The 25,433-nt window shown below is 72.4% G+C and carries 24 protein-coding genes; 15 read left to right on the top strand and 9 right to left on the bottom strand.

Features of this window, described 5'->3' with window-relative positions:
• Positions 1–105 precede the first annotated feature (105 nt).
• A complete protein-coding gene (locus ABT324_RS11005) occupies positions 106–447 on the bottom strand; it encodes an MmcQ/YjbR family DNA-binding protein (RefSeq protein WP_351174945.1) in 342 nt (113 codons plus the stop codon).
• 191 nt (positions 448–638) lie between these two features.
• Here ABT324_RS11005 and ABT324_RS11010 point away from each other — a divergent pair, with 191 nt between their 5' ends.
• The 3 genes from ABT324_RS11010 (at position 639) to ABT324_RS11020 (ending at position 4,278) form a co-directional block, all read left to right on the top strand.
• Positions 639–1,970: a GntP family permease gene (locus tag ABT324_RS11010; RefSeq protein WP_351174947.1), complete on the top strand. Its 1,332-nt coding sequence runs from the start codon at positions 639–641 to the stop codon at positions 1,968–1,970.
• 114 nt (positions 1,971–2,084) lie between these two features.
• Positions 2,085–3,620 (top strand): UxaA family hydrolase, encoded by a 1,536-nt coding sequence (locus ABT324_RS11015; protein ID WP_351175126.1) that lies wholly within the window; start codon positions 2,085–2,087, stop codon positions 3,618–3,620.
• Positions 3,621–3,675: 55 nt separating this feature from the next.
• A complete protein-coding gene (locus ABT324_RS11020; protein WP_351174949.1) occupies positions 3,676–4,278 on the top strand; it encodes a TIGR03086 family metal-binding protein in 603 nt (200 codons plus the stop codon).
• Between the two features lie 97 nt (positions 4,279–4,375).
• Here ABT324_RS11020 and ABT324_RS11025 read toward each other — a convergent pair whose 3' ends face one another.
• The 3 genes from ABT324_RS11025 to ABT324_RS11035 all read right to left on the bottom strand — a co-directional run bounded on the left by ABT324_RS11025 (position 4,376) and on the right by ABT324_RS11035 (position 7,392).
• On the bottom strand, positions 4,376–4,918 hold the full coding sequence (locus ABT324_RS11025) for a GNAT family N-acetyltransferase (protein WP_351174951.1): 543 nt from the start codon (positions 4,916–4,918) through the stop codon (positions 4,376–4,378).
• A 93-nt stretch (positions 4,919–5,011) separates the two neighbouring features.
• Positions 5,012–6,334, bottom strand: coding sequence for an MFS transporter (locus tag ABT324_RS11030; protein ID WP_351174953.1), 1,323 nt, complete (start codon positions 6,332–6,334; stop codon positions 5,012–5,014).
• A 173-nt stretch (positions 6,335–6,507) separates the two neighbouring features.
• Positions 6,508–7,392, bottom strand: a complete 885-nt coding sequence (locus ABT324_RS11035) for a LysR substrate-binding domain-containing protein (protein WP_351174955.1) — start codon at positions 7,390–7,392, stop codon at positions 6,508–6,510.
• Positions 7,393–7,641: 249 nt separating this feature from the next.
• Between ABT324_RS11035 and ABT324_RS11040 the strand changes: the two genes are divergently transcribed.
• From ABT324_RS11040 to fabG, 5 genes are all read left to right on the top strand, one after another.
• The gene (locus tag ABT324_RS11040; RefSeq protein ID WP_351174957.1) at positions 7,642–8,781 is read left to right on the top strand and encodes an acyl-CoA dehydrogenase family protein; all 1,140 of its coding nucleotides are present in this window, start codon (positions 7,642–7,644) and stop codon (positions 8,779–8,781) included.
• Between the two features lie 84 nt (positions 8,782–8,865).
• Positions 8,866–10,989 (top strand): acetate--CoA ligase family protein, encoded by a 2,124-nt coding sequence (locus ABT324_RS11045; protein ID WP_351174959.1) that lies wholly within the window; start codon positions 8,866–8,868, stop codon positions 10,987–10,989.
• Between the two features lie 63 nt (positions 10,990–11,052).
• Positions 11,053–11,427: a Zn-ribbon domain-containing OB-fold protein gene (locus ABT324_RS11050; protein WP_351174961.1), complete on the top strand. Its 375-nt coding sequence runs from the start codon at positions 11,053–11,055 to the stop codon at positions 11,425–11,427.
• On the top strand, positions 11,424–12,572 hold the full coding sequence (locus tag ABT324_RS11055) for a thiolase family protein (RefSeq protein WP_351174963.1): 1,149 nt from the start codon (positions 11,424–11,426) through the stop codon (positions 12,570–12,572). Before ABT324_RS11050 ends, ABT324_RS11055 begins: the two co-directional genes overlap by 4 nt.
• A 35-nt stretch (positions 12,573–12,607) precedes the next feature.
• Positions 12,608–13,336 (top strand): 3-oxoacyl-ACP reductase FabG, encoded by a 729-nt coding sequence (gene fabG, locus ABT324_RS11060; protein ID WP_351174965.1) that lies wholly within the window; start codon positions 12,608–12,610, stop codon positions 13,334–13,336.
• A 31-nt stretch (positions 13,337–13,367) separates the two neighbouring features.
• On the opposite strand, the gene ABT324_RS11065 is transcribed toward fabG, so the two are convergent.
• Positions 13,368–14,522: a CaiB/BaiF CoA transferase family protein gene (locus ABT324_RS11065; protein WP_351174967.1), complete on the bottom strand. Its 1,155-nt coding sequence runs from the start codon at positions 14,520–14,522 to the stop codon at positions 13,368–13,370.
• 188 nt (positions 14,523–14,710) lie between these two features.
• Here ABT324_RS11065 and ABT324_RS11070 point away from each other — a divergent pair, with 188 nt between their 5' ends.
• The 4 genes from ABT324_RS11070 to ABT324_RS11085 all read left to right on the top strand — a co-directional run bounded on the left by ABT324_RS11070 (position 14,711) and on the right by ABT324_RS11085 (position 19,285).
• Positions 14,711–15,433, top strand: coding sequence for a GntR family transcriptional regulator (locus ABT324_RS11070; RefSeq protein ID WP_351174969.1), 723 nt, complete (start codon positions 14,711–14,713; stop codon positions 15,431–15,433).
• Positions 15,434–15,532: 99 nt separating this feature from the next.
• Entirely contained in the window at positions 15,533–16,669 is a 1,137-nt protein-coding gene (gene solA / locus ABT324_RS11075) for an N-methyl-L-tryptophan oxidase (protein ID WP_351174971.1), read from the top strand.
• Positions 16,670–16,685: 16 nt separating this feature from the next.
• Entirely contained in the window at positions 16,686–18,128 is a 1,443-nt protein-coding gene (locus ABT324_RS11080; RefSeq protein ID WP_351174973.1) for a sodium:solute symporter family protein, read from the top strand.
• Positions 18,125–19,285 carry an NAD(P)/FAD-dependent oxidoreductase gene (locus ABT324_RS11085; protein WP_351174975.1) on the top strand — a complete coding sequence of 387 codons (1,161 nt, stop codon included), beginning with the start codon at positions 18,125–18,127 and terminating at the stop codon, positions 19,283–19,285. The genes ABT324_RS11080 and ABT324_RS11085 overlap by 4 nt, the downstream gene beginning before the upstream one ends.
• 43 nt (positions 19,286–19,328) lie before the next feature.
• Here ABT324_RS11085 and ABT324_RS11090 read toward each other — a convergent pair whose 3' ends face one another.
• A complete protein-coding gene (locus ABT324_RS11090) occupies positions 19,329–20,015 on the bottom strand; it encodes a dienelactone hydrolase family protein (protein WP_351174977.1) in 687 nt (228 codons plus the stop codon).
• 255 nt (positions 20,016–20,270) lie between these two features.
• Between ABT324_RS11090 and ABT324_RS11095 the strand changes: the two genes are divergently transcribed.
• From ABT324_RS11095 to ABT324_RS11105, 3 genes are read left to right on the top strand one after another with little or no spacing between them, the layout of a single operon-like run.
• Positions 20,271–21,425 (top strand): DUF418 domain-containing protein, encoded by a 1,155-nt coding sequence (locus tag ABT324_RS11095; RefSeq protein ID WP_351174979.1) that lies wholly within the window; start codon positions 20,271–20,273, stop codon positions 21,423–21,425.
• Positions 21,422–22,615: a sensor histidine kinase gene (locus ABT324_RS11100; protein WP_351174981.1), complete on the top strand. Its 1,194-nt coding sequence runs from the start codon at positions 21,422–21,424 to the stop codon at positions 22,613–22,615. Before ABT324_RS11095 ends, ABT324_RS11100 begins: the two co-directional genes overlap by 4 nt.
• Positions 22,612–23,265 carry a response regulator gene (locus ABT324_RS11105; RefSeq protein WP_351174983.1) on the top strand — a complete coding sequence of 218 codons (654 nt, stop codon included), beginning with the start codon at positions 22,612–22,614 and terminating at the stop codon, positions 23,263–23,265. Before ABT324_RS11100 ends, ABT324_RS11105 begins: the two co-directional genes overlap by 4 nt.
• On the opposite strand, the gene ABT324_RS11110 is transcribed toward ABT324_RS11105, so the two are convergent.
• The 3 genes from ABT324_RS11110 to ABT324_RS11120 form a co-directional block, all read right to left on the bottom strand.
• Entirely contained in the window at positions 23,252–24,337 is a 1,086-nt protein-coding gene (locus ABT324_RS11110) for a J domain-containing protein (protein ID WP_351174985.1), read from the bottom strand. The two genes, ABT324_RS11105 and ABT324_RS11110, sit on opposite strands and share 14 nt — an antisense overlap.
• 57 nt (positions 24,338–24,394) lie before the next feature.
• Entirely contained in the window at positions 24,395–24,649 is a 255-nt protein-coding gene (locus tag ABT324_RS11115) for a biotin/lipoyl-containing protein (RefSeq protein WP_351174989.1), read from the bottom strand.
• A 372-nt stretch (positions 24,650–25,021) separates the two neighbouring features.
• Entirely contained in the window at positions 25,022–25,417 is a 396-nt protein-coding gene (locus ABT324_RS11120; RefSeq protein ID WP_351174991.1) for a YciI family protein, read from the bottom strand.
• Positions 25,418–25,433: the final 16 nt, after the last annotated feature.

Below are 25,433 nucleotides of genomic sequence, written 5' to 3' on the forward strand. Positions count from 1 at the left end.
CCCGGATCCGCCCGCACAAGACCCGCTCCGCGACTCGGGCAGGCGAGCTCCGGTGCCCGCTACCGGGAGGACCGGCGCGGTCACGCACCGCAGCAGGAAAACGCGTCAGCGCAGGGGGTTGGCCTCGACGAGGTACTCCGGGGCGGACAGCCGCCACGCCTCGTAGACCAGCTCCTCGAGCTCGTCGGCGTCGATCTTGGGCAGGTGCACCACGACCCAGCCGAACCCGCCCGCGGTGAACTGCACCTCGAACACCTCGGGCCGCTCGGAGACCAGCGCGATCTGCTCGGACAGGGTCTGCTTCAGCCCGACCGTCCTGGTGCGCGGCCAGTAGTAGCCGAAGCCCTTGCCGTGCACGCTGAACGACGTGTGGTCCCGCCCCTCGCCCTGCTCGACCTCGGCGAGGCGCTCGACCATCCGCAGGAACCGACTGCTGGCCACACCCATGCCCGGCATCATCGCGCACCGCACCGACAACCACCGAGCACCGCCTTGATCGCCCGGTGGCCGTGTGTATGCTGTGCCGGTCCGCCACCGCGCCCGCCGGTTGAGCACAACTCGTCCCCGGCGCACCAGCCCCGTCCGCAGCAGAACTGGAGCCGGTCGCGCGCCGGCCCCGACGAATCGGACGCCTCGCCATGTCGGACATCGCTGTCTTCGCCAACACCGCGATCACCATCGTCGGTGTCGTGCTGCTCATCCTCCGGGTCAAGATCAGCCCGGCGATCGCGCTGGTGCTCGGCGCGATCTACCTGGGCCTGGTGTCGGGCCTGGGGCCGGAGCAGACGATCAAGTCCATCACCACCGGTTTCGGCGACCTGATGGGCGAGGTGGGGCTGCTCATCGCCTTCGGCGTGCTGCTGGGGTCGCTGATGGCCTCGCTGGGCGCCATCGAGCAGCTGGTGGACCGGCTGGTGCGCCTCTTCGGCCCGAAGACGCTGCCCTACGCCTTCGGCTCCACCGTCGGCACCGTGCTGCAGTCGATCTTTGCCGACGTGCTGCTGGTGATCACCGCACCGCTGGCCAGCCGGTTGTCCCGGCAGATCGGCCCGCAGGGCGCGGCGCGGATGTGCGCGGCGATGGCGCTGGGCATCGAGGTCGGCCTGGTGTTCGTGGTGCCCGGCGTGGGTGCGGTGGCGCTGGCCGGGGTGCTGGACCTGCCGTTCGGCAAGATGTTCCTCTTCGGCGCCGTCACCGCCGTGTTCACCATCATCACCACGCTGGCGCTGTTCACCGCGCTGGCCAGGCGCGGCCTGTGGAACCCCGAGCTGGACGAGACCGAGGAGCTGCCGGTCGCCGAGGTGGAGCCCGAGTCCGACCGCCGCTTCCCGCCGCTGGCCCTGTCGCTGTCGCCGCTGCTGCTGGCACTGCTGCTGATCGCGTTCGGCGCGATCGCCGAGATGCTGGGCGCCAGCTCGCCGGTGGTCGACTTCCTCGGCGACCCGGTCATCGCGCTGCTGATCGGCCTGGTCGGCGCGCTGGCCATCGCCCGCTGGAAGCTGCCCGCGGAGCAGACCGAGGCGGCGTTCAAGCGCGGGTTCCACGAAAGCGGGCAGATCCTGATCCTCACCGGCGTGGGCGGTTCGCTGGCGCAGACGGTCAAGGACGTCGGGCTCGGCGAGCTGCTGAAGGACTACTTCACCACCAACACGCTCGTCCCGCTGCTGCTGGTGTGGGCGGTGGCGGCGGTGCTGCACATCGCCGTCGGCTCGGTGGTGCTGGCCTCGATCACCGCGGCGGGCGTCCTGGGCCCGGTGATGCCGATGCTGGGCATCGACCCGGTCTTCGTCGCCCTGGCGGCGGGCGCGGGCTCGCTGTTCGTCATCCACGCCACCAGCAACACCTTCTGGCTCCTGCAGACCCTGCTGCCGCAGACCACCCGCGGCGCGCTGAAGTCGGTGACCCTGACCGTCTCGGCGGCCTCGGTCATCGCCATGGTCCCGATCCAGCTCATGGCGTTCCTGTTCTGAAGCGGCCGCTGCCGCTGCCACCGGATCGGCGTACTGGTTCGCCGTGACATCCGGTGTTCGACTGCCTAGCATCGGTTCACCAGTGAGAAGTGTTTTCACGATCGCGAAGTGAGGGTGGTCGGGTTGTCGTCGCTGGATGAGCTGGGATTCCGCCTGCACGCCGATGACTCGGTCCTGATCGCCCGCACCGACGTGGCCCCGGGCGCCTACGGCGGGGTCCAGGTGCCCGACGAGGTCCCCCGCGGCCACAAACTGGCCACTGTGGACATCCCCCGCGGCGCGCCGGTCCGCAAGTACGGCCAGGTCATCGGTTTCGCCTCGCGCCCGATCACCGCCGGTGAGCACGTGCACACGCACAACGTGGAGTACCAGGACTTCCAGCGGGAGCACGCCTTCGGCGCCGACGTGGTGCCCACCGAGTACGTGCCCAGCGCGCAGCGCGCCACCTTCCGGGGCTTCGTGCGGCCCGACGGGCGGGTCGGCACCCGCAACTACCTCGCGGTGCTGACCTCGGTGAACTGCTCGGCGACCGCCGCGAAGATGATCGCGCGCCGGATCGAGGCCTCCGGCGTGCTGGACGACTACCCCAACGTCGACGGCGTCTGCCCGCTGACCCACACCCTGGGCTGCGGGCACAGCGGCCAGGGCAACGAGGGCTTCGAGGTGCTGCGGCGCGCGCTGCGCGGCTACGCCGGGCACCCCAACCTCGCCGGGCTGCTGGTGATCGGGCTGGGCTGCGAGGTCAACCAGGTCCGGAGCCTCACCGAGGACCTGCGGCTGCCACCGGGCATGCCGGTGCACGCGATGACCATCCAGGAGCTCGGCGGTACCAAGAAGACGGTGGCCGAAGGCGTGCGGCGGATCGAGGAGATGCTGCCGGTCGCCAACGCCTACCAGCGGCAGACCGTCTCCGCGGACAAGCTGGTGCTGGCCATGGAGTGCGGCGGTTCCGACGCCTACTCCGGGATCACCGCCAACCCCGCGCTCGGCGCGGCGGCGGACCTGCTGGTCCGGCACGGCGGCACCGCGGTGTTCGGCGAGACCACCGAGATCTACGGCGCCGAGCACCTGCTCACCCGGCGCGCGGTCAGCCGCGAGGTCGGCGAGAAGCTGGTGGACCGGATCGCCTGGTGGGAGCAGCACGTCCAGATCGACGGCAGCTCGATCAACAACAACCCCTCCCCCGGCAACAAGGCGGGCGGGCTGACCACGATCCTGGAGAAGTCGCTCGGCGCGGCGGCCAAGGGCGGCACCACCAACCTCGTCGACGTCCTGCAGTACGCCGAACCGATCACCAGCAGCGGCCTGGTGTTCATGGACACCCCCGGCTACGACCCGGTCAACGCCACCGGGCTGATCGCCGGCGGCGCCCAGCTGCTGTGCTTCACCACCGGCCGGGGTTCGGCCTTCGGCTGCAAGCCCGCGCCGAGCATCAAGCTGGCCACCAACACCCCGCTCTACGAGCGGATGAGCGACGACATGGACATCAACTGCGGGGTGATCGCCGACGGCGAGCTGACGGTGCCCGAGATGGGCCAGCAGATCTTCGAGCACATCCTGCGGGTGGCCTCCGGGGAGCAGACCCGGAGCGAGGAGCTCGGCTACGGCGAGGAGGAGTTCGTCCCCTGGCACCTGTCCACAGTGCTCTGATCGCGGTGTCCGATTTCCGCCGGACACCGGGGCCCGCGCGCAGCATGATCGTTCCATGCGCAATACCGACGACGTGCTGTTCGACCACCTCCGCCGGACCAACGAGGACTTCGCCGCCCTGGTGGGCGAGGTAGGCCCGGAGCAGTGGACCGCCCCGACACCGTGCCCGGACTGGGACGTGCGCGCCCTGGTGAGCCATCTGGTGCAGGCGAACGTGATCTACCGGATGCTCCTGCGCGGCGGCAGCAGCGACCAGTTCCTGACCATCCGCGAGCACAACACCCTCGGCGACGACCCGGTCGGTTCGTTCCGCACCGCGGCGCAGGAGTGCCTGGCCGCCTTCGCCGAACCGGGGGTGCTGGACCGGGACGTGGACTACCCCTTCGGCCCGGCTGACGGCCGCAAGCTGCTCGGCCTGCTGATCGCCGACACGGTCGTGCACACCTGGGACCTGGCCCGCGCCACCGGAGCCCCCGAGGACCTCGACCCCGAACTCGTCGAGTGGGTCGACGCCAACTTCGAGCAGCTCTACACCGGGGTGGCCGAAGGCCCGCTCGACCCGAACACCACGCAACGCCACTTCGCCGCTCCCGCCCCCCGAGCGCAGGGCGAGACCCGCCAGCACCGGATGCTCCGCCTGGCGGGCCGCACCCCCTGATGAGGTGTCGAGGGTGACCTCCGCCCAGGAGGCCCGGTACCTGTCCACAGTGCACTGCTCGGCCGTCGGCGCACTCCGCGAGCGCGGGACGGCTGGCTCAGCCGGTGGAGACCGCCTGCCACTCCTCGGCGAGGAGTCCGAGCACGACTTCGTCCATGAACTCACCCAGAACCCAGGACGAGGACCGCAGCACGCCTTCGCGGACGAAGCCGTTGCGCTCGGCGGAGCGCAGCATCGACGCGTTGTCCGCCAGCGTCTCGACCTGCAGCCGCTTGAGACCGCGGACGATGAAGCCGTAGTGGCACAGCACCGCGACCACGTCGGTGCCGTAGCCCTTGCCCCGGGCGGACGGCAGCAGGCCCAGCCCGATGTGCGCGGACCGGTGGTGGTTGTCGATGCCCCACAGCGTCGCGGTGCCGACCAGCTCGCCACCGGCCAGCTCCACCACGGAGAACGGGACGATCTGCTCGTTCTCGTCGTCCACCACGAGCCGCGAGTCGTTCGACCCGGGCGTGATCGGCCGCCACGGCCGACCCTCGGCCCGCGAACCGGTGACCACGTCGTCGTAGAGCTCGGTCCGCAGGACCGGGATGTCGTCCTCGTGCCGGGCCCTGAGCCCGACCGCGCTACCCCTGAGCATGAGGAGGTTCTTACCCCGATCGGGTGATCATGGCAACTACATGAGCGCGAGGGGGCCTCCGAGCACCGCTCCGAGGCCCCCTCGACCTTCCGCTCAGGCCGCGACCGGCTGGCGCGGGGTGCTCAGGTCCCAGCGGTGGCGGGTGAGCACCACCGGAACCCCTTCGCCACGCGCTTCGGCGGCGAAGACCTCCGCGCGAGCGCGGCGCCACCACACGACCGTGCGGGAAGCGCCGAACAGCAGCAGCGCCACCAGGGCCAGCATCGCCACCCGGTACTCCGAGCCCCCCGGCATGCCCTGCGCCACGTCCAGGACCAGTCCCACGCACAGCACGCCCAGCGCCGTCGCGGAGTGGCCGCCCGCGTTGGCCACACCGGTCGCGGTGCCCACCTGCTGCACCGAGTTGTAGTCGCGCACCAGGGCGAAGGCCACCGACGAGACCGGGCCGCCCAGCGCGAAGACCAGGAACGCCGCCGCGATCACCGCCACCGGCGGCCGCCCCTGCGGCCAGCCCAGCAGCACCACCCAGGACAGCGCGTTGACCGCCAGGTAGCCCAGCACGATCCACATCCGCCACTCCGGTCGGCTGCCGATCAGCGCGCCCACCACCGGGCCGCCGACGACCTGGCCAATGATCAGCAGGCTGAGCAGCACGCTCGCCGTCGATGCAGGCACCCCCAGGCCGTTCACCAGGTACGGGAAACCCCACAGCAGGGTCAGCGCGCCCGAGGCGAACATCGTGCAGAAGTGCGTCCAGAACGCCAGCCGGGTGCCCGGCACCGACCACGCGTCCCGCACCTGCTGGAACACCGCTCCGCCGCGGCGCGGCTGCGCACCACCCGGCGCGACGTCGCGGACGACCGTGCTGGTCACCGCCGCATAGCCCAGCGTCAGCGCGCCCACCAGCAGGAACGTCGCCGTCCACCCCAGGTTCCGCAGCGCCATCGCCAGCGGGAACGTGGCCGCGACACCACCCAGCGCCCCCAGCGCGCTGGACACCGTCGCCACCAGCGCGTAGCGGCGGGCGGAGAAGTGCGACGCCACCAGCCGCAGGATGCTCACCCACATCAGCGCGTCGCCCAGGCCCAGCACCGCGCGGGCCACCAGGCCCGCCGTGTACGTGTCGGCGACGGCGAAGAGAACTTGCCCGGTCCCGAGAAGCACCACCGCCGTGGTGATCACCCGGCGGGACCCGTAGCGGTCCACCAGCAATCCGGTGGGAATCTGCATGCCGGCGTAGATGCCGACCTGCAGGACCGTGAACGCGCTCAGCGCGGCCGGACCGACGTCGAAGCGGTCCAGCGCCTGCGTTCCGGCGACCCCCAAGCTGCCCCTGTGAAACACCGCGGCGAGGTAGGCGACCACCGCCGCGCCCCAAATCCACCAAGCCCGACGCTCCGGTCGGTCGGCAGCCACCAAAGACCTCCTTGTTCAGATGTGCGGACCGGTCAGCGTCGACCGGTTGTCCACCGTGCATGTCGGCGACCGGCGGGCAGGGGTTACGCCGAACGCGAGTGGACTGCGCCACACTCCGCGAACCACCGCCGCACCAACGTAATTCCACTGCAAGATCTACAGTGGACGGACGATCAGAGCTCGGCGGCGACCTCGTCCAGGAGGCCGACCAGACCGGCCAGCGCCGGGCTCGGGTCGTCCTCCCGCCACACCAGCGCCAGCGGGACCGGCGGCGCGTCGTGCACCGGCACCAGCACCACGCCCGGCACCTTCAGGTGCCCCGCGGTCGTCGGCACCAGGCCGATCCCGGAGCCCGCGCCCACCAGTGACAGGATGGTGTGGGTGTCGGGCGCCTCCTGCACGAAGCGCGGGCTGAAGCCGTGGTGCAGGCAGGCAGCCTGCACCAGCTGGTTGACCACCGACCCGCGGTTGGTCGGGTAGCTGATCATCGGCTCGTCGCGCAGGTCGGCCACCCCGACGCTGCGCCCGGCCAGCCGGTGGTGCTCCGGCAGGGCCGCCGCCAGCGGGTGCTGCTCCAGCTCCCGCACCCGCAGACCCCCGGTCGGCACCGGCAGCCGCAGCAGCCCGGCGTCGACCTCCTGCTGGTGCAGCCGGTCCACCAGCTCCCCGCCGTAGAGCGGACTGACGATGTCGAGCCGCACCTGCGGGTAGCGCTCCCGGAACTTGCGCACGATCAGCAGCATCACCTGGTACGAGGTCTGCCCGCTGAACCCCAGCCGCACCACCCCGATCTCCCCGGCCGCGGCCTGCCGGGCCAGCCGCGGGGCGGCCTCGGCCGACTCCAGTGTCTTGCGCGCCTCGCGCAGGAACGCCTCCCCCGCGGCCGTGAGCCAGACCCGCCGCGTGGTGCGCCGCAGCAGCGGCACGCCCACCTCGTGCTCCAAGCGCTTGATCTGCTGCGAGAGCGGCGGCTGCGACATGTGCAGCCGGGCCGCCGCGCGCCGGAAGTTGAGCTCCTCGGCGACGGCGACGAACGCCCGCAGGTGGCGCAGTTCCACACCGACCTCCCGACCGCGAGCGGCTCTGCCCAGGTCAACACGCATTGTGTCACGCAGCCGAATCAAACCTAGCTGATTTTGGTGTTGGACGGGAACACGACCGGTGACCTAGCTTCGCAGGTACCGGGATCGCGGTGCGGCGCTCGCCGGACCCGGCCGCCGCCTCGCTGGAAGAGCCGGTGCACCAACGGGTTTCGCCTGCCAGCGCAGCAGGCGCCCGGAGGTCGGCGACGAGTGATGGGTGGTGCGATGGATCCGAACGTGTTCGACGACGTGCTGCGCACGGTGCGCGCTTTCGTCCGCGACGAGGTGGTGCCCGCCGAGGACGAGATCGAGCGGACCGACGCGATCCCGGAGCGGCTGCGCGCCACCGCCGCGGCCATGGGGCTGTTCGGCTTCGCGCTGCCGGAGGAGCACGGCGGGCTCGGCCTGTCGATGACCGAGGACGTGCGGCTGGCCATGGAGCTGGGCCACACCGTCCCGGCGTTCCGGTCGATGTTCGGCACCAACAACGGCATCGCCGGGCAGGTCATCGTCAAGCACGGCACCGAGGAGCAGCAGCAGCGGTGGTTGCCACGGCTGGCCGCCGGGGAGGCGATCGCCTCCTTCGCGCTCACCGAGGACGGTGCGGGCTCGGACCCGAGCTCGGTGCGCACCAAGGCGGTCCGCGACGGCGACCACTACGTGCTGTCCGGGGCGAAGCGGTTCATCACCAACGCCCCGCACGCCGACGTGCTGGTGGTCTTCGCGCGGACCGGCGAGGACGCGCACGGCGGCATCTCGGTGTTCCTGGTCGAGACCGGGCTGGACGGGGTCCGGGTCGGCCCGCCGAACGCGAAGATGGGCCAGGCCGGGGCGCACACCGCCGAGGTGTTCTTCGACGACGTGCGGGTGCCCGCCTCGGCGCTGGTCGGCGGGCAGGAGGGCACCGGATTCCGCGCCGCGATGTCCTCGCTGACCCGCGGTCGACTGCACATCGCGGCGATCTGCGCGGGGTTGGCCGGGCGGATCGTCGAGGAATCGGTGCGCTTCGCCGCCGAGGCCGAGCAGGGCGGCCAGCCGATCGGCCGGTTCCAGCTGGTGCAGGCGCTGCTGGCCGAGTCGCAGGCGGAGTACTACGCGGGCCGGTCGATGGTGCTGGAGGCGGCGCGCGAGTACGACTCCGGGGCGGACACCCGGCTGGCGCCGTCCTGCGCGAAGTTGTTCTGCAGCGAGATGGTCTCCCGGGTGGCCGACCGGGCGGTGCAGGTGCACGGCGGGTCCGGGTACATGCGCGGGGTGCCGGTGGAGCGCTTCTACCGCGACTCCCGGGTGTTCCGCATCTACGAGGGCACCAGCGAGATCCAGAAGTTGATCATCGCCAAGCAGCTCCTGCGCCAGTTCGCCTGACCGGTCCCCAGCAGCTCCGGGGAACCAGGCACGCGGTTCCCGGCTCCGAGCACTTCGTCCGCACCCCACTGCGAGGAGGATCCCGTGGCCGATGCCGCCAACTCCGCGGTCCAGCGCTTGCTGCACCCCCGGTCGATCGCCGTCCTCGGCGCCTCGGACAACCCGGTCAAGCTGTCCGGGCGGCCGATCGAGCTGATGAAGCGGTTCGGCTACACCGGTCGACTGCTGCCGATCAACGCCCGGCGCGCGGAGGTCCAGGGCCTGCCCGCCTACCGCGACCTGGACGAGGTCGACGGCGAGATCGACCTGGCCATGGTCATGCTGCCCGCGGACAAGGTCGTCGACGGCCTGCGCGCCTGCGCCGCCCGCGGCATCCCGGCCGCGACCGTCGGCGCGTCCGGCTTCGCCGAGACCGGTCCGCGCGGCGAGCACCTGCAGCGGCAGCTGGTCGAGGTCGTCGCCGAGACCGGCATCCGGGTGCTGGGGCCGAACTGCCTGGGCATGTTCACCCTGCGCGACCGCGCGATGCCGACCTTCACCTCCGCGATGGACGAGGTCGCGGAGCTGGTCGACGGACCGGTGGCCTTCGTCAGCCAGAGCGGCGCCTTCGGCACCTTCATCTTCAGCGCGGCGCAGAACGCCGGGCTGGGCATCTCGCACTTCCTCAACACCGGCAACGAGGCCGACCTGTCGGTGGCCGAGGTGCTGGGCGGGCTGGTGGAGACCGACGGGGTCGGCGTGCTGATGGCCTACCTGGAGGGCGTGCACCGGGGTCGGGAGCTGCTGGCGGTGGCGCGCCGGGCGCACGAGCTGGACAAGCCCGTCCTGGTGGTGAAGGTCGGCCGCTCCGAGGCCGGGGCCCGCGCCGCCCAGTCGCACACCGCCTCGCTGGCCGGGGAGGACGCCGTGTTCGACGGCGCCGCCCGCCAGCACGGCATCGTCCGGCTGACCGGGCAGGAGCAGCTGCTCGACGCCGCGCAGGTCTTCGCCAGCGGTCGGCGCACCCGGGGTCGGCGGCTGAGCACGCTGTCGCTGTCCGGTGGCGCCGGGGTGCTGATGGCCGACGTGGCCAGCGACCACGGCCTGCTGGTGCAGCCGTGGGAGGAGGCGTGGCAGCAGCGGATGGCCGAGGTGATCCCGGAGTACGGCTCGCCGCGCAACCCGGTGGACCTGACCGCGACGCTGATCAGCGACCCGGACCTGCTGCGCCGCGGCCTCGACGTCGCGGTGCGGCACCCGGGCACGGACATGATCGCGGTGCTGCTGGGCAACGCCGACCACGCCTCCGCGCAGCTGATCGACGCCATCGTGCAAGCGCACCGGGCCACCGACCGCCCGCTGGTGGTGGTGTGGACCGGGGGCAGCGGCCGTCCCCGCCGACACCTGCAGGAGCTGGGCATCCCGTGCTTCACCGATCCCGGCCGGGCCGCCGCCGCGCTGGGCGAGCTGGCCGACTTCAGCCTGCGCCCGCCGCTCCCCTCGCCCGAGCGGCCGGACGACATCGACGACCACGTGGTGCGCGCGATCGTCCAGGACGCCCGCGACCAGGGCCGCACCCAGCTCGACGAGCACGAGTCGAGCCGCCTGATCGCCGCCTACGGCATCCCGTGCGCCGGGGCGTTCCCCGCCACGACACCGGATGCGGCGGTCGACGCCGCGCACGACCTCGGCGGCCCGGTGGCGGTCAAGCTGCTGTCCGACCGCATCGGCCACAAGTCCGACCTCGGCGGGGTGCGGCTGGACCTGACCGACGCCGCGGAGATCCGCTCAGCAGCGGCGGAACTGCTCGCCATCGGCCGCGAAGCCGGTGACCCCGGGGCCCGGCTGCTGGTCCAGCGGATGGCCGCTGGCGGCACCGAGCTGATCGCGGGCATCAAGCACGACCCGGCGTTCGGTCCGGTCGTGGTGGTCGGGTTCGGCGGGGTGCTGGTGGACGTGCTCGCCGACAGCCAGGTCGGCGTCGCACCGCTGGACACCGGTGCCGCCGAGCGCCTGCTGCGCTCGCTGCGCGGCAGCCGCCTGTTCGGCGAGGTGCGCGGCAGGCCGGCGCGGGACCTCGCCGCGGCGGCCGAGGCGGTGGTGCGCCTGTCCTGGCTGGCCCACGACCTGGCCGACGACATCGCCGAACTCGACGTCAACCCGCTGCTGCTCGACGAGGTGGGCAGGGGTGTCGTGGCGGTGGATTGCCTGGCGGTCCTGAACTCGTGAGCGGCGATGGTGGTTCTGACGACCATCGCCGCTCACGAGCACTGGAGAGAGGGAGTGAGTGAAGTGACGACTCCGACCGGGGTGGCTCCGGAGGTCGTGTTCCGGGACGGGCTGGCCGCCGGCGAGCTGCGGTTCCAGCGCTGCCAGGCGTGCTCGGCGGCGGTGTTCCCGCCGCGCGTGCTGTGCCCGGGGTGCGGCAGCGACGCCCTGTCCTGGCAGCGCAGCAGCGGGCGCGGGGCGGTCTACTCCACGACCGCGGTGCGAGGCCGCGACGGCGCGCACAACGTCGCGCTGATCGACCTCGACGAGGGCTTCCGCATGATGTCGCGGGTCGAGGGCGTCGCGGCCGACCGGGTGCTGATCGGGGCCCGGGTCGGGCTGGCCGTGGTCGAGCAGGACGGGCAGCCCGTCGCGGTGTTCCGGGAGGAGCGGTCATGACGTTGCGCGGCAGGACAGCGGTGGTCGGGGTGGCCGAATCCGACCTCGGGCAGGTCGCCCCGGGGCTGACCCCGCTGGACCTGGTCGGGCAGGCGGCGGTGCGCGCGCTGGCCGACGCCGGGCTGGCCAAGTCCGATGTGGACGGTCTGTTCACCGCCTCGTCCTACTACCCGATGTCGGGCATGGACACCGCCCAGTACCTGGGCATCCGGCCGGAGTACGTGGACGGCTCCACCATCGGCGGCAGCTCGTTCGTCTCGCACCTGCTGCACGCCGCCGCGGCGATCGACGCGGGGCTGGTCACCACGGCGCTGATCGTCTACGGCAGCACCCAGCGCTCCGACGGCGGGCGCCTGGTCTCGCCGTCCAAGCCCAACCCGCACGAGGCGCCCTACCGGGCCCGCCACCCGATCAGCATGTACGCGCTGGCCGCCGCCCGGCACATGCACCAGTACGGCACCACCCGCGAGCAGCTGGCCGACGTGGCGGTGGCCGCGCGGCAGTGGGCGCAGCTCAACCCGGTGGCCTTCGCGCGCGACCCGCTGACCCGCGAGGACGTGCTGGCGGCGCGGATGATCAGCGACCCGCTGACCAAGCTGGACTGCTGCCTGGTCACCGACGGTGGCGGCGCGGTGGTGCTGACCAGCGCCGACCGCGCCCGGGACCGGCCCGGCGAGCCGGTGTTCCTGCTCGGCGCGGGCGAGGCCACCTCGCACCGCAGCATCTCGGCGATGCCGGACCTGACGGTCACCGCGGCGGTCGAGTCCGGTGGCCGGGCCTTCGCGATGGCCGGGCTCGGGCCGCGGGACGTCGACGTGGTGGAGCTCTACGACGCCTTCACCATCAACCCGGTCCTGTTCCTGGAGGACCTCGGGTTCTGCGCGAAGGGCGAGGGCGGCGAGTTCGTCGCCGAGGGCCGCATCGCGCCGGGCGGGCAGCTGCCGGTGAACACCAACGGCGGGGGCCTGTCCTACTGCCACCCGGGGATGTACGGGATCTTCACCATCATCGAGGCGGTGCGCCAGCTGCGCGGCGGGTGCGGCGCGCGGCAGGTCGAGGGCGCGGAGGTGGCGCTCGCGCACGGCAACGGCGGTGTGCTGTCCAGCCAGGTCACCGCGGTCTTCGGCGTGGGAAGCGCGCTGTGACACGGAATTCGTCCGAGCACTGTGGAGGTTCGTTGATGTTGCAGGACAAGGTCGTGGTGATCACCGGCGGTGCCAAGGGGATCGGGTTCGCGATCGCGGAGAACTTCGCCGCGCAGGGCGCTAAGGTGGTGCTCGCCGACATCGACGGCGACCACGCGGCGCGGTCCGCGGAGGCACTGGGCGGCACGGCGCTCGGCGTGGCCTGCGACGTGACCGACCCGGCGGCGGTGCAGGCGGCGGTCGCGGCGGCCACCGGCGAGTTCGGCTCGCTGGACGTGATGGTCAACAACGCGGGCATCACCCGCGACGCCACCATGCGCAGGATGCCCCTGGACGACTTCGAGGTGGTGCTGGACGTGCACGTCAAGGGTGCCTGGCTGGGCACCCGCGCCGCGGCGGCGGTGATGCGCGAGCAGGGCAGCGGCTCGATCGTGAACATCTCGTCGATCTCCGGCAAGGTCGGCATGGTCGGCCAGACCAACTACAGCGCGGCCAAGGCGGGCATCGTCGGCCTGACCAAGGCGGCGGCCAAGGAGGTCGCGCACAAGGGCGTGCGGGTCAACGCGGTGCAGCCGGGTCTGATCCGCACGGACATGACCGCCGCGCTGCGCGAGGACGTCTGGAACGCCAAGCTCCAGGAGATCCCGATGCAGCGCGCCGGCGAACCCGCCGAGGTGGCCAACGTCGTGCTGTTCCTGGCCTCCGACCTGTCGTCCTACATGACGGGCTGTGTCCTGGAGATCACCGGCGGCCGCCACATCTGACGGCGCGGAACCACCCCGCTGGCGGACCCGGTCAGTCGCGGGGGGGTTCGGGGTGGCCGGCGAGCTCGGCGAGGATGGCCTGGGTGTGCTCGCCGACCTCCGGGACCGGGTCCATCCGCGGTTCCCGGCCCGGCACCGTCACCGGGGGCAGCAGGGCGCGCAGCGGACCGGCCGGGGAGTCGACCTCGCGCCAGCGGTCGCGCGCCGCCAGCTGGGGGTGGTCGGCGAACTCCGCCACGGTGCGCATCCGGGCGTTGGCGATGCCAACCCGCTCCAGCCGCTGCTCGATCTCCGCGCTGCGCATCAAGGCGAACACCGCCTCGACCGCGACCTGCAGCTCGAACACGTTCGCCACCCGCTTCGGGTTGGCGTCGAACCGCGGGTCGGTGGCCAGCTCCGGCCGCTCCAGCACCTGCTCGCAGAACTTCACCCACTCCCGCTCGTTCTGCACGCCGAGGAACATCTGGCCCCCGTCGCCCGCCGCGAACGGCCCGTAGGGGGCGATGGCGGCGTGCCGCGCGCCAGCCCGCGCCGGAGCCGTCCCGCCGTAGTAGCCGTAGTAGTACGGGAAGCCCATCCACTCGCCCAGCGCGTCGAACAGCGACACCTCGAAAGCCGTGCCGCGCCCGGTGCGCTCGCGCTCGTAGAGGGCCGTGAGCACGCCGGTGTAGGCGTACATGCCCCCGGCGATGTCGGCGGTGGAGATGCCGGTCTTGGCCGGGCCGTCGGGGGTGCCGGTGATGGAGACCAGCCCAGTCTCGCACTGGATCAGCAGGTCGTAGGCCTTCTTGTCGCGGTAGGGCCCGGAGCTGCCGTAGCCGGAGAGGTCGCACACGATCAGCCGCGGGTCCCTCGCCCGCAGCTGCTCCGCGCCCAGGCCGAGCCGAGCCGCGGCGCCCGGGGCGAGGTTCTGCACGAAGACGTCCGCGCGGGCCAGCAGTTCGTCCATCACCTCGCGGTCGGCCGCCGCCTTGAGGTCCAGGACGATGCTCTCCTTGTTGCGGTTGAGCCAGACGAAGTGGCTGGACAGCCCCTTCACCGAGGTGTCGTAGCCGCGGGCGAAGTCCCCGGCCGGGCGCTCCACCTTGATCACGCGCGCGCCCAGGTCGGCCAGCTGCCGGGTGGCGAACGGCGCGGCGACCGCCTGCTCCAGGGACACCACGGTCACGCCTTCCAGCGGAAGCATCGACCCGCTCTCCTTCCCGCCGCGCGGATTTGTACGGCCAATCGGAGGTCAGCATTGCCTGGACGCTCCCACCATGTCAATGCCGTCTCGCCTTACCAGGCCAACTATGGCCGTACATATTTCGGCACATTTTGACCACGCAAGAACGCTATTGACCGGTCAATTGACGGCCAGCTAGATTCCACCTCATGGCAACCCCGGCGTACCTGCGCATCCGCACCGAACTGGAGCAGCGGATCCGCTCCGGCGCGCTGCCGCCCGGCAGCCGGTTGCCCACCGAAGCCGAGCTCCAGCAGCAGCACTCGGTCAGCCGCGCGACCGCGCAACGGGCGCTGACCGAGCTGGCCCAGGCCGGGCTGGTGGAGCGCCACCGGCGGCGAGGCACCTTCGTCGCCGAAGGGGCGCGGCAGGAGAACCTGCTGCGCGTGGTGAACCCGACGTTGCGGGGCCCGGAGATCCCGGGGCGGCACGCCGTGGACTCGGCGTCGGTGATCCCGGCGCGCGATGCCGACGTCGAACTGCCCGGCGTGCCCGACGACGCGCCGGTGAACCACCTGCGGCGGTTGAAGTTCGACGTGGACGACAACCCGATCGCTGTGGAGCTCTCCGCTGTTCCGTTCTCGCTGGCGCCACGGCTGCTGGACGAGGACCTGGCCCACCTGACCGTGCACGACTACTTCGCCCGCACAGGCGTGCCCGCCGCCAAGTCCCGGGTCTACGTCGACCCGGTCCTGCTCGACGAGGCCACCGCGGCCCGCCTGCACCTGGCACCGGGCGGTGCGGTGATCCGGCTCCGCCGGTTGACCTGGTTGACCGACGGCAAGCTCGCCGAAGCCATGTGGCACATCATCCGCCCGGACCTGGTCGAGTTCTTCATCGAGCAGACCATCCCCTCCCCAGCGCACTCCTGATCCACCGGTCGGCCCCCTGGGACCGGCGCAGCGGCGCACCACCTCCCGCGGTGCCCCCTGCTCGAAAAACCCTGCGTTCCCCTCATCCTTGGAGCGACCATGAGCGCACCTCGTGTCGCAGTGATCGGCACCGGCGTCATCGGTGCCACGACCACCTGGCAGCTGGCCCGGCGCGGCGCCGACGTGCTGGCCTTCGACACCTACTCCCCCGGCCACGACCGCGGCGCCTCCGCCGGGGAGTCCCGCATCTTCCGCACCGCCTACAAGGAGGGCTCGAACTACGTCCCGCTGCTCCAGCGCGCCGGGCGGCTCTGGCGCGAGTTGGAGGGCACCGCGAGCGCCGAGCTGCTGACGATGTGCGGCGGCCTGACGATCGGTCCGGCCGACCACGCCGACGTCCTGGCGGTGCGGCGGTGCGCCGAGGAGCACGGCCTCGACCACGAGGTGCTCGACGCCGACCTGGCCCGCAAGCGCTTCCCGCAGCACCGGATCGACGACGACGAGGTCATGGTGCTCGACCCGGACGCGGGCGTGCTGCGTCCCGAACCCGCGGTGCAGGCCGCACTGCGCGCCGCGGCCGAGGCGGGCGCGGAAGTCCTGCCCTACCACCACATCACCGAGGTGGCCGAGACCTCCGGCGGGTGGCGGATCACCAGCACTGGCAGGACCTTCGACGTCGACCACGTGGTGTTCGCGCCCGGCCCGTGGGCGCACCGCCTGGAACCGCTGCGCTCGCTGCCGATCGAGGTCCGGCGGATCACCGCCTGCTGGTTCGCCGCGCACGACCCCGCCGCGCACCGGCCGGACCGGCTGCCGATCGCGATCCGCCGCCACCGGGACGCCGGGTTCTCCTGCTTCCCGCTACTGGACGGCGTCTCCGTCAAGATCGTGCCGCACCACCTCGGCTGGCCCGTCCTCGCGGACCCCGACGAGCTGCCCCGCAGCGCTGACGCCGAGTTCGCCCGGGCGGCGTCGGAGGCCGCGCGGCGCCTGCTGCCCGGAGTCACCCCGCACCCGGTACGCATCGGCACCTTCGCCGAGGGCTTCACCCCCGACGAGCACGCCCTGCTGGGCCCGCTGCCCGGCCACCGCAACGCCACCGTCATGACCGGGTTCTCCGGCCACGGCTTCAAGCTCGCCCCGGTCTTCGGCGAGATCGGTGCCGACCTCGCGCTGCGCGGGAGCACCGAGCACGACATCACCCAGCTGGCCCCCCACCGATTCGCGCGCGCGTGACCACCGGAGGCGAACCATGCCCACAGGATCCACTGGACAGATCATCGGCATCATCGTCGCCAGCCTGCTGGTGATCGGCTTCGGCATCGGCATGTCCGTCTACTTCGGACGGAAGGCGCGGGACTCGCAGGACTGGTTGTCGGCGGGCGAGTCGCTACCGCTGGTCGTGGTGATCATCACCCAGTTCGCCACCGCCACCGGCGGCGGGGTGCTCATCGCGCACGTCGGCATCGGCTACAAGTCCGGCTGGTCGGTGTTCATCTACGAGGGCTGCGTGCTGGTCGGCTTCCTCGTGCTGATGCTGATCGCGAAGTGGTTGCGGCAGCAGCGCTTCACCACCGTGCCGGACATCATCACCAAGCTGTTCGGGCGGCACAAGGTGGTCACCGCGATCGCCGCGCTGGCCGCCCTGGTGGTGCCGTTCGGCTGGCTGGCCACCCAGTTCGTCGCCTTCGCGCAGCTCTTCGGGCAGCTCACCGGGGTCTCGCCGACGGTGCTGATCCTGCTGATCATGGTGGCGTCGCTGCTGTTCGTGCTGCCCGGCGGGCTGACCTCGGTGGCCTGGACCGACTTCGTGTTCGGCCTGTTCATGATCGTGATGTCGCTCGGGGTGGCCGCCTACGCCGTCCACCTGGCGGGCGGTTGGGGCCAGATCACCGCGACCGTGCCGCAGCGGCTGTGGGGCTGGGAGGGCCTCACCGCGGTCGGCTGGGAGCAGATCTGGCTGTGGGTCGCCGCGATCCTGCCCGGCACGCTCACCAACCAGCTCTACTACCAGCGCGTCTTCGCCACCAAGAAGGTCTCCGACGCGCGCCGCGGGCTCGGCCTGTCCGGCCTGACCATGCTCGTCGGCGGCGTCTACGCCGGGTGCATCGGGCTGGCGGTGCACGCGATGAACCCGGGCCTGACCAACGAGGAGGACGCCGCGGGCTGGCTGCTGACCCAGCTGCCGACCTGGCTGGTGATCATCTTCGGCGCGTTCCTGGTGTCGACGATCGTGTCCACCACCGGTGCCGCGCTGCAGTCCGTGGTGGCCAACCTGACCCGCGACGTGTACCAGAACATCGTGGGGCGGGAGCAGGGCGAGCGGCAGACGGTCGCGCTGTCCCGGATGATCACCGTCGGGGTGTCGGTCCTGGCCGCGGTGCTGGCGATCCTGTTCCCGAAGGCGCTGACCTGGCTCGTCGCCACCTACGCCTACTCGGCGGCCGCGCTGGCCGCCCCGATCTTCCTCGGCTACGCACTGCACAAGCGCCGCCGCCTCACCCCGGCCGCCGCGATCGCCAGCATGCTCACCGGCATCGTCGGGTGCGCCGTGGCGCAGGTGGTCGACACCACGGTTCCGTACGCGGTGTACGGCATCGGCGCCTCGGCGGTGGTGCTGCTGGTGTTCGCGCTCGTCACGCCGGGGAAGCCCAGTGCAGGTGTCCGCAGTGAACTCGTGAGGGAAGAAGCATGAAGATCGCCGTGATCGGTCTCGGCGTGCTCGGGGCCAGCACCGCGCGCGCGTTGGCGCTGGCCGGAGCGGAGGTGACGGTCTTCGAGCGGACCGCTCCGCTGGCCGGGACCACCGGGACGTCGTTCGCCTGGACCAACTCGCACAGCAAGAACCCGCGCTCGTACCACGACCTCAACACCGCGGGCATGGCCGAGCACGACCAGCTGGCCGCCGAGCCGGGCGCGAACTGGTTGGTGCGCACCGGGAACCTGGAGTGGGCCGGGGACCCGGCGGGCGCTGAGCGGTTGGCCGCATCGGTCGCCGAGCTGGTCGGGCGGGACTACCCGGTGGACTGGATCACCCCGGCGCGGGCTCGCGAGCTGGTTCCCGACCTGCGGGTCCCGGACGGGGTCCGCGACATCGCCCACTACCCCACCGAGGGCCACGTGTTCCCAGCGCTGCTGGTGGCCCGGCTGTGGGGTGAGGCGCAGGAGCGCGGTGCCGAGCTCCGCTGCCCCGCCGAGGCGCTCGGCGTGTCCGAAGTGGACGGCAGGGCGCGGGTCGAGCTGCGCGACGGCACCGCGGACTTCGACGCGGTGGTGCTCGCGACCGGGCGGTGGACGGAGGCCCTCACCGCGGTGGCCGGGTACCGGGTCCCGATGGCCGACCCGGACGCGGCGGGCTCGGCCACGGTCGGCCTGCTCGGCTACACCCGCCCGGTCGCCACCCGGCTGGACCGGGTCCTGACCACGCCGCACCTCAACGTCCGCCCGGACGGCGCGGGACGGCTGATCGTGCAGGGCCTGGACCTCGACGCGCACGCGGACCCGGCCAACCCGCCGTCCCCGGACGGCGACCACGCCCGGGTCCTGTGCGAGCGCCTGAACGACCTGCTGGCGGGGACCGAGGGCGCGAGCTTGGAGTCCCTGCGGGTCGGCCAGCGCGCGATGCCCGCCGACGGCCTCACCGTCGCCGGGTTCCTCAGCGGCAGCGGCAGGGTCTACGCCCTGGCCACGCACAGCGGCATCACGCTGGGCCCGCTCCTGGGGCGCCTGGCGGCCCAGGAGCTGCTCACCGGTGACCAGCAGGACCTGCTGGCCGACTTCCGCCCCCAGCGGCTGATCGGCCAGTCCGGCCTCCCGCCGCTGGAACCGGCCCGCTTCGCCGGTCAGCAGTGACCACCGGAGGGGTCGCGATCGGCGATCGCGACCCCTCGGCTGGTCAGCTGAGGTGGCGGCGGAGGAAGTCGAGGGTGCGCGGCCAGGCCGTGCGGGCCGAGTCCTCGTGGTACGAGGCCGGGTTCTGGTCGTTGAAGAAGGCGTGACCGGCCGGGTAGAAGTAGATCTGCGGGCGGACCTGGGACTGCTGCTGGACCTCGTCCCGCAGCTTCCCGACCTGGTCCACGCTGATCGTCCGGTCGTACTCGCCGAAGTGGCACAGCATCGGCGCGGTGAGCCCGGAGAAGTCGGTCTCGTCCACCGCGGGCAGGCCGTAGAACGGCACCACCGCGCCGATCCGGTCGCCCTGCTGCGCGCCCAGCACGATGGCGAACTTCCCACCCATGCAGAACCCGACCGCGCCGACCGACGAGCCCGTCACCTGCTCGTGCCCGAGCAGGAAGTCGACCGCGCCGGCGAGGTCGCGGGCCGCCCGGTCGACCGGCAGCTCCTTCATCAGCCGCGCGGCTTCCTTGCCGTCGTGGGTGGTGTGCCCGCCGTAGAGGTCCGGGGCCAGCGCGACGAACCCCTCCGCGGCCAGCCGGTTCGCCACGTCGGCGACGTGGTCGGTCAACCCCCACCACTCCTGGATGACCACCACGCCCGGCCCACTGCCGGACGGCGTCGCCAGGTACCCGTGCGCGGTGCGCCCGTTGCTGGGGAAGCTGACGTTCTGGTGCGGATTCGTCACCGTGGCACTCCTCTGACCGGACCTCTGAGCCGACCGGCACATGGTCGCGCCGGGTTGGGCTGATCGCACGTGCTCGGGCGCGGGGCGCCGCCGCCCCGGCCAAGATCAACACCGTATCGACCGCCGGGCCGCCTGCCAAGCCCCGCCGCCCGCCGCATCGACCAGGTGGTGGATGCGGCGGATGCCGGGGTGGACGCGGGGAACCGACCGGCACGCCGATGCCGGGCCAGCCCGCGACCCAGCATCGTCGTACCCATGTCGACCACCCCGACCGGCACCGGCCCGGTCCACCTCCAGCAACGCGCCCTCGCCCCTGACCTGGCCCGCGGCGCGATGCTCGCGCTGATCGCCCTGGTCAACTCGGCGATCTACCTCCACGCCCGCCCGTACGGCCTGAAGCAGCACATCGTCGAGGACGGGCTGCTGGACCGCATCACCAGCGCGTTGGTCACGCTGCTCGCCGACGGGCGCGCCTACCCGATGTTCGCCGCCCTCTTCGCCGCCGGGGCGGTGCAGGTGTTGCAGCGTTCCGGTCCCCAGGTCCTGCGCCGCCGGTGCTGGTGGCTGCTGGCGTTCGGGTTCGTCCACGCGGTGCTGCTGTTCCCCGGTGACGTGCTGGGCCTCTACGGCGTGGTCGGCTTCGCGGTCGCCGCCGTGGTGCGCCTGCGGGAGCGCACGCTGCTGATCATCGCCGGGTGCTGGCTGGTCGTCGTCGGCGTGGTCCAGGGGGCCGTCAACTCGCTGGCACCGCCCGGTGATCAGCGGTCCTTCTTCTGGTCCTTCGCCGTCGAGTCGCCACTGGAGGCGGTCGCCCTCCGGCCGGTGGAGTGGTTGATGTCGCCGTTCGGGATCCTCGGTGTGCTCAGTGCGGCGCTGGTCGGGATCTGCATCGGGCGGCGCGGCCTGCTGACCGATCCGGCGCGGTACCGCACCGCGCTGGTCCGCACCGCAGTCGGTGGGCTGTCCACCGCGGTGGTCGGCGGGTTTCCGATGGCACTCGCCGTGGGCGGGTTCTGGGAACCGCCGCACCTTGGTGTCGCGTGGTTGGCCGCCGCGGCGCACGCGGTGACCGGTGTCGCCGGTGGTCTCGGCTACGCGGCGCTGATCGGCCTAGTGGCGATCCGGCTGGGCGACCGGCGCGGACCGGTGGTGCGCGCGATCAGCGCCTGCGGGCAGCGCTCGCTGACCTGCTACCTGTTCCAGTCCGTCGTGTTCGTGGCGCTGCTGATGCCGTTCACGCTGGGCCTGGGCGCGACGCTGGGGTCCGCCGAGGTCGCGCTGCTGTCGCTGGGCACCTGGGTCGTCTCGGTGCTGCTCGCCGAAGTCCTGCGGCGTGCGGGCGAACCTGGTCCGGCGGACCAGCTGTTGCGCCACCTCTCCCGCCGTGGTCTGCCAAACTCGGCGAGGTGACCTTGGGCGAGGAACAGCGCGTCAGGCAGCACCAGCGGACTTGGGACCGGGTGTGGGTGCTGGCGCCGTACGGGTTGCTCGGGTTGGGGTGCGGGGCGTCGCTGCTCAACGCGACCGGGTGGGAGCACCAGCTGGTCACGCTCGCCATCGCGGCCGGGCTGGGGGTGTGGCACTGGTGGTTCGCGGTGGCGCACCCGGACTGGTGCGAGCGCCGGACCGGGCTCATGGTTCTGTACTTCGCCGGCCTGTTGGCGTTGACCGCGCTGCTGGTGTCGCGGAGCACCGGCTTCCAGATCTTCGTCCCGGCCTGCTACGTGCTCGCGTTCGTCACGCTGCCCGGTTGGTTCGCCTACGCCGGTGCGGTGCTCGCCGGAGCGCCGTGGCTGGTGATCCCGGAGACGGACGTACCGCTGACCCTGCTCAACCTCGCGACCGTCACCCCGCTGGCGGCCCTGATCGGCTGGGCGATCCGGGCCATGGAGGGCGAGGCGGCTCGGCGGCACGAGGTCAACACCCAGCTGGTCGCGGCGCTGGCCGAGAACGCGCGGCTGCATGAGGTGCTGGTCGAGCGGGCGAAGGCCGCGGCCACGGCCGAGGAGCGCGCCCGGCTGGCCCGCGAGATCCACGACACCGCGGCCCAGGGGCTGGCCGGGATCGTCACCCAGCTGGAAGCTGCCGAGGAGCTGTCCCCGTCCGAACCGGTGCGCGACCGGCTGGGCAAGGCCCGGTACCTCGCGCGCACCAGCCTGACCGAGGTCCGCCGCTCGATCGAAGCGCTGCGCCCCGGCCCGCTGGAGAACACCCGGCTCGCCGAAGCGATCTCCGGCACCGCGGCGACGTGGCAGGAGCAGCACGGCGTTGCCACCGAGTTCACCCTGACCGGGACGCCGCGCCCCGCACCAGCGGAGGCCGAGGTGGCCGTGCTGCGCGCCGCGCAGGAAGCGCTGTCCAACATCGCCCGGCACGCCCACGCCGAGCGGGTGGACCTCACGCTGTCCTACATGGACGACCTGGTGGTGCTGGACGTGCGCGACGACGGCACGGGTTTCGACGTCGAGGCCGCGTCCGGGTTCGGCTTGCTGGCGTTGCGCGAACGGGTGGGCCAGCTGGCCGGTTCCGTGGAGGTCGAGTCCGCGCCGGGCGCCGGAACCGCGCTCAGCGTCGCCATCCCGCTGGGAGGGGCCCGGTGAACAGGTGGAAGCTCGTCGTCGTCGACGACCACCCCGTGGTGCGCGACGGGTTGCGCGCGATGCTCGGCACCCAACCCGACTTCGAGGTCGTCGGTGAGGCGGCCAGCGGCGCCGAAGCGCTGGCCGTGGTCGCCGCGGCGGAACCCCACGTGGTGCTGACCGACCTGCGGATGCCAGACCCCAGCGGCGCCGAGCTGATCCGGCTGCTGCGGGAGCGGTTCGCCGGAGCCCGGGTCCTGGTGCTGACCACGCACGACACCGACTCCGACGTGCTGCCCGCGATCGAGGCGGGCGCCATCGGGTACCTGCTCAAGGACACCCCGCGCGAGGAGCTGTTCCGGGCGGTGCGCGCCGCGGTGCGCGACGAGTCCGTCCTCTCGCCGCCGGTCGCTGCCAAGCTGCTCACCAGGGTCCGCCCGGCAGCACCGGCGAACACCGAGCTCAGCGCCCGCGAGCGCGAGATCATCGGGCTCGTCGCGCGCGGCCGGACCAACCGGGAGGTGGCGGCCGAGCTGCACATCAGCGTGGCGACGGTGAAGACGCACCTGCTGCACGTCTACGCCAAGCTCGGCGTGCCGGACCGCGCCGCCGCGGTGGCCGCCGCCTACGCCCGGGGGCTGCTCCCCCCGTGGTGGGTCAGTCCGCGATGACCTGGTCGAGGACCGCGGTGAGCACCTCGCGGTCCACCGTCGCCGGGTCCTGGGCCAGCCAGCTGCCGATCTCGCGGACGAACTGCGCCGGGGTCATCGGCGCGACCTGCCCGTCCTGCTCGACGGTGGTCACCTCACCGGAGCGGCTCGGGTAGATCAGCACCGCACCGCGCACCTCGACCTCCGGCAGCAGCTCCTCGAAGGCCTCGACGCCCTCGGGCAACCGGGTCGCACCGCCGCGGAAGGGGTGGCCGTTGCGCCACAGCGTGCCCTCCTCGTCGGTCGTGTAGTGGCCGGGCAGCCAGGTCTTGGACTCCACCAGCACCAGCCGCCGCCCGCACAGCACCGCGTGGTCGACGTCCTCGAACACCGAGCCCGGCCAGGCCAGGCCGTGGAACACCCGCACCCCGGGCAGCCGGGTCAGGTACTTGGCGCACAGCTCGGCGGTCAGCTGCTGCGCCCGGTTCTCCGGCTCGGCGGTGCCGCGCAGCCCGAAGATGCGGCTGCTGTCGAACTCCGCGGCGAAGACCCGGTCGGCGCGGTGCGCCCGGATGTGCTTGCGCAGCAGCGCCACGATCACCGCGCCGGATGCCACCAGCAGCGCGAGCCACCCGGCCAGCAGCGCCGCGGACAGCTCCACGGCCAGCCCGGCGAGCAGCAGCAGCGACCAGCCACCCACCAGCGCGAGGGTGGGGGCGCGCTCCGGTCCGATCACCGGCAGGTAGCGGACGCGGGCGTCCGGGTCGACGCCGTCCCACCAGGCGATGTCGTCCAGGCGCAGCCGGGGCAACCGCGGCACGTAGTCCGGGTCGTCACCGAAGGTCCGGCGGGGGCGGCGGGCGGCCCGCTGCGTCCGGGGCTTGTCCGCCTGGGCCACGCCACCGTCGTAGCTGGCGCGGCGCACCGGGTCGTTGAGGGTCTCGTAGGCCTCCTGCAGCAGGCGGAAGGTGCCCGCGGTGCCACCGACGTCGGGGTGCATGCTGCGGGCCAACGTCCGGTACGCGGATTTGATCTCCGAGGCGGTCGCATCACGCTTCACGCCGAGCAGCTCGTAATAGTCGACCCCGCGCACGGCCCTCCTGCCTCCCACGACTGCGCGGTCATGATAGGGCTTGCGCCGGAGGCAAGATCAACCGCGGTCGGCTGGATCGTCGGCGAGCTCGGCGATCTCCTGCCCCGGGGTGACCTCGGTGCCGTCCTCGAGCAGGAACCGGGTCACCGTGCCCGGCTTGTCGACCGTGACCGGGCTCGTGGTCTTCACCGCCTCGATCACGGCGATGGTCTGGCCCGCGTCGACGTGCCCGCCCTCGCGCACGTACGGATCGGATTCGGGAGCCGGTCGCCGGTGGAGGACGCCCGGCTGCCGCGCCTTGACCGCAGTCATGCTGCTCACGGTGCCCGAACCGGGCGCCGACCGCACCCCGAATGCGAAAAAACCCGCTGACCTCCAGGTCAGCGGGCTCTTCCACGCGGGCGGCCGAGACGGCAGCGCCGTCCCTCCCTTTTGACCACCCGGAACAGCCGGGCCCGGTCCTCGGTGGCGCCTCGAACCGGCTCGGCTAGCTGAGCAGCGCACCGCCGGGCCCGCGAACCGGAGCGGGAGGGGCTCCGGCCGGGATACCCGGCACTGCCAAGTGCGTCGTCGGCGGGCGCGAGCCCACCGGCTGCACCACCCTATCCGATGAGCTGGGGCGCGTGGGGCGGGACGTGATGAACAGCTCTTCCCACCCCGCTCCGCGCGGCACCCGCCCCGCGTTCAGAGGTCCGGACCGGAGGCGCCCATCATCGGGCGCACTTCCACTGCGCCGAACCGCGCATCAGGGATCTGCGCGGCGATCTCGCTCGCCCGCTCCAGGCTGTCGCAGTCGACCACGAGGTAGCCCGCCAGCTGCTCCTTGGTCTCGATGAACGGGCCGTCGGTGGCCGCGAGCGCACCGTCGCGCACCCGGACCGTCCTGGCGGTGAGCGGGTCGGCCAGCGCCTCGCCCCCGACGAACTCGCCGGATTCGATGATCTCCTGGTGCATCGCCTCGGCCTGCCGGGTCAGCTCGGCGCGCTCCTCCTCCGGAAGCGCGAGGAAGTCCGGGGTGCGCGGGAACATCGGGTGCTCCCAGCTCTCCGGGTTGCTGTAGATCAGCAGCAGGTACTTCACGTTCTGCTCCTCCCGC

Origin of the sequence: Saccharopolyspora sp. NPDC000359 (assembly GCF_040300525.1) — a bacterium.
Lineage (GTDB): Bacteria > Actinomycetota > Actinomycetes > Mycobacteriales > Pseudonocardiaceae > Saccharopolyspora.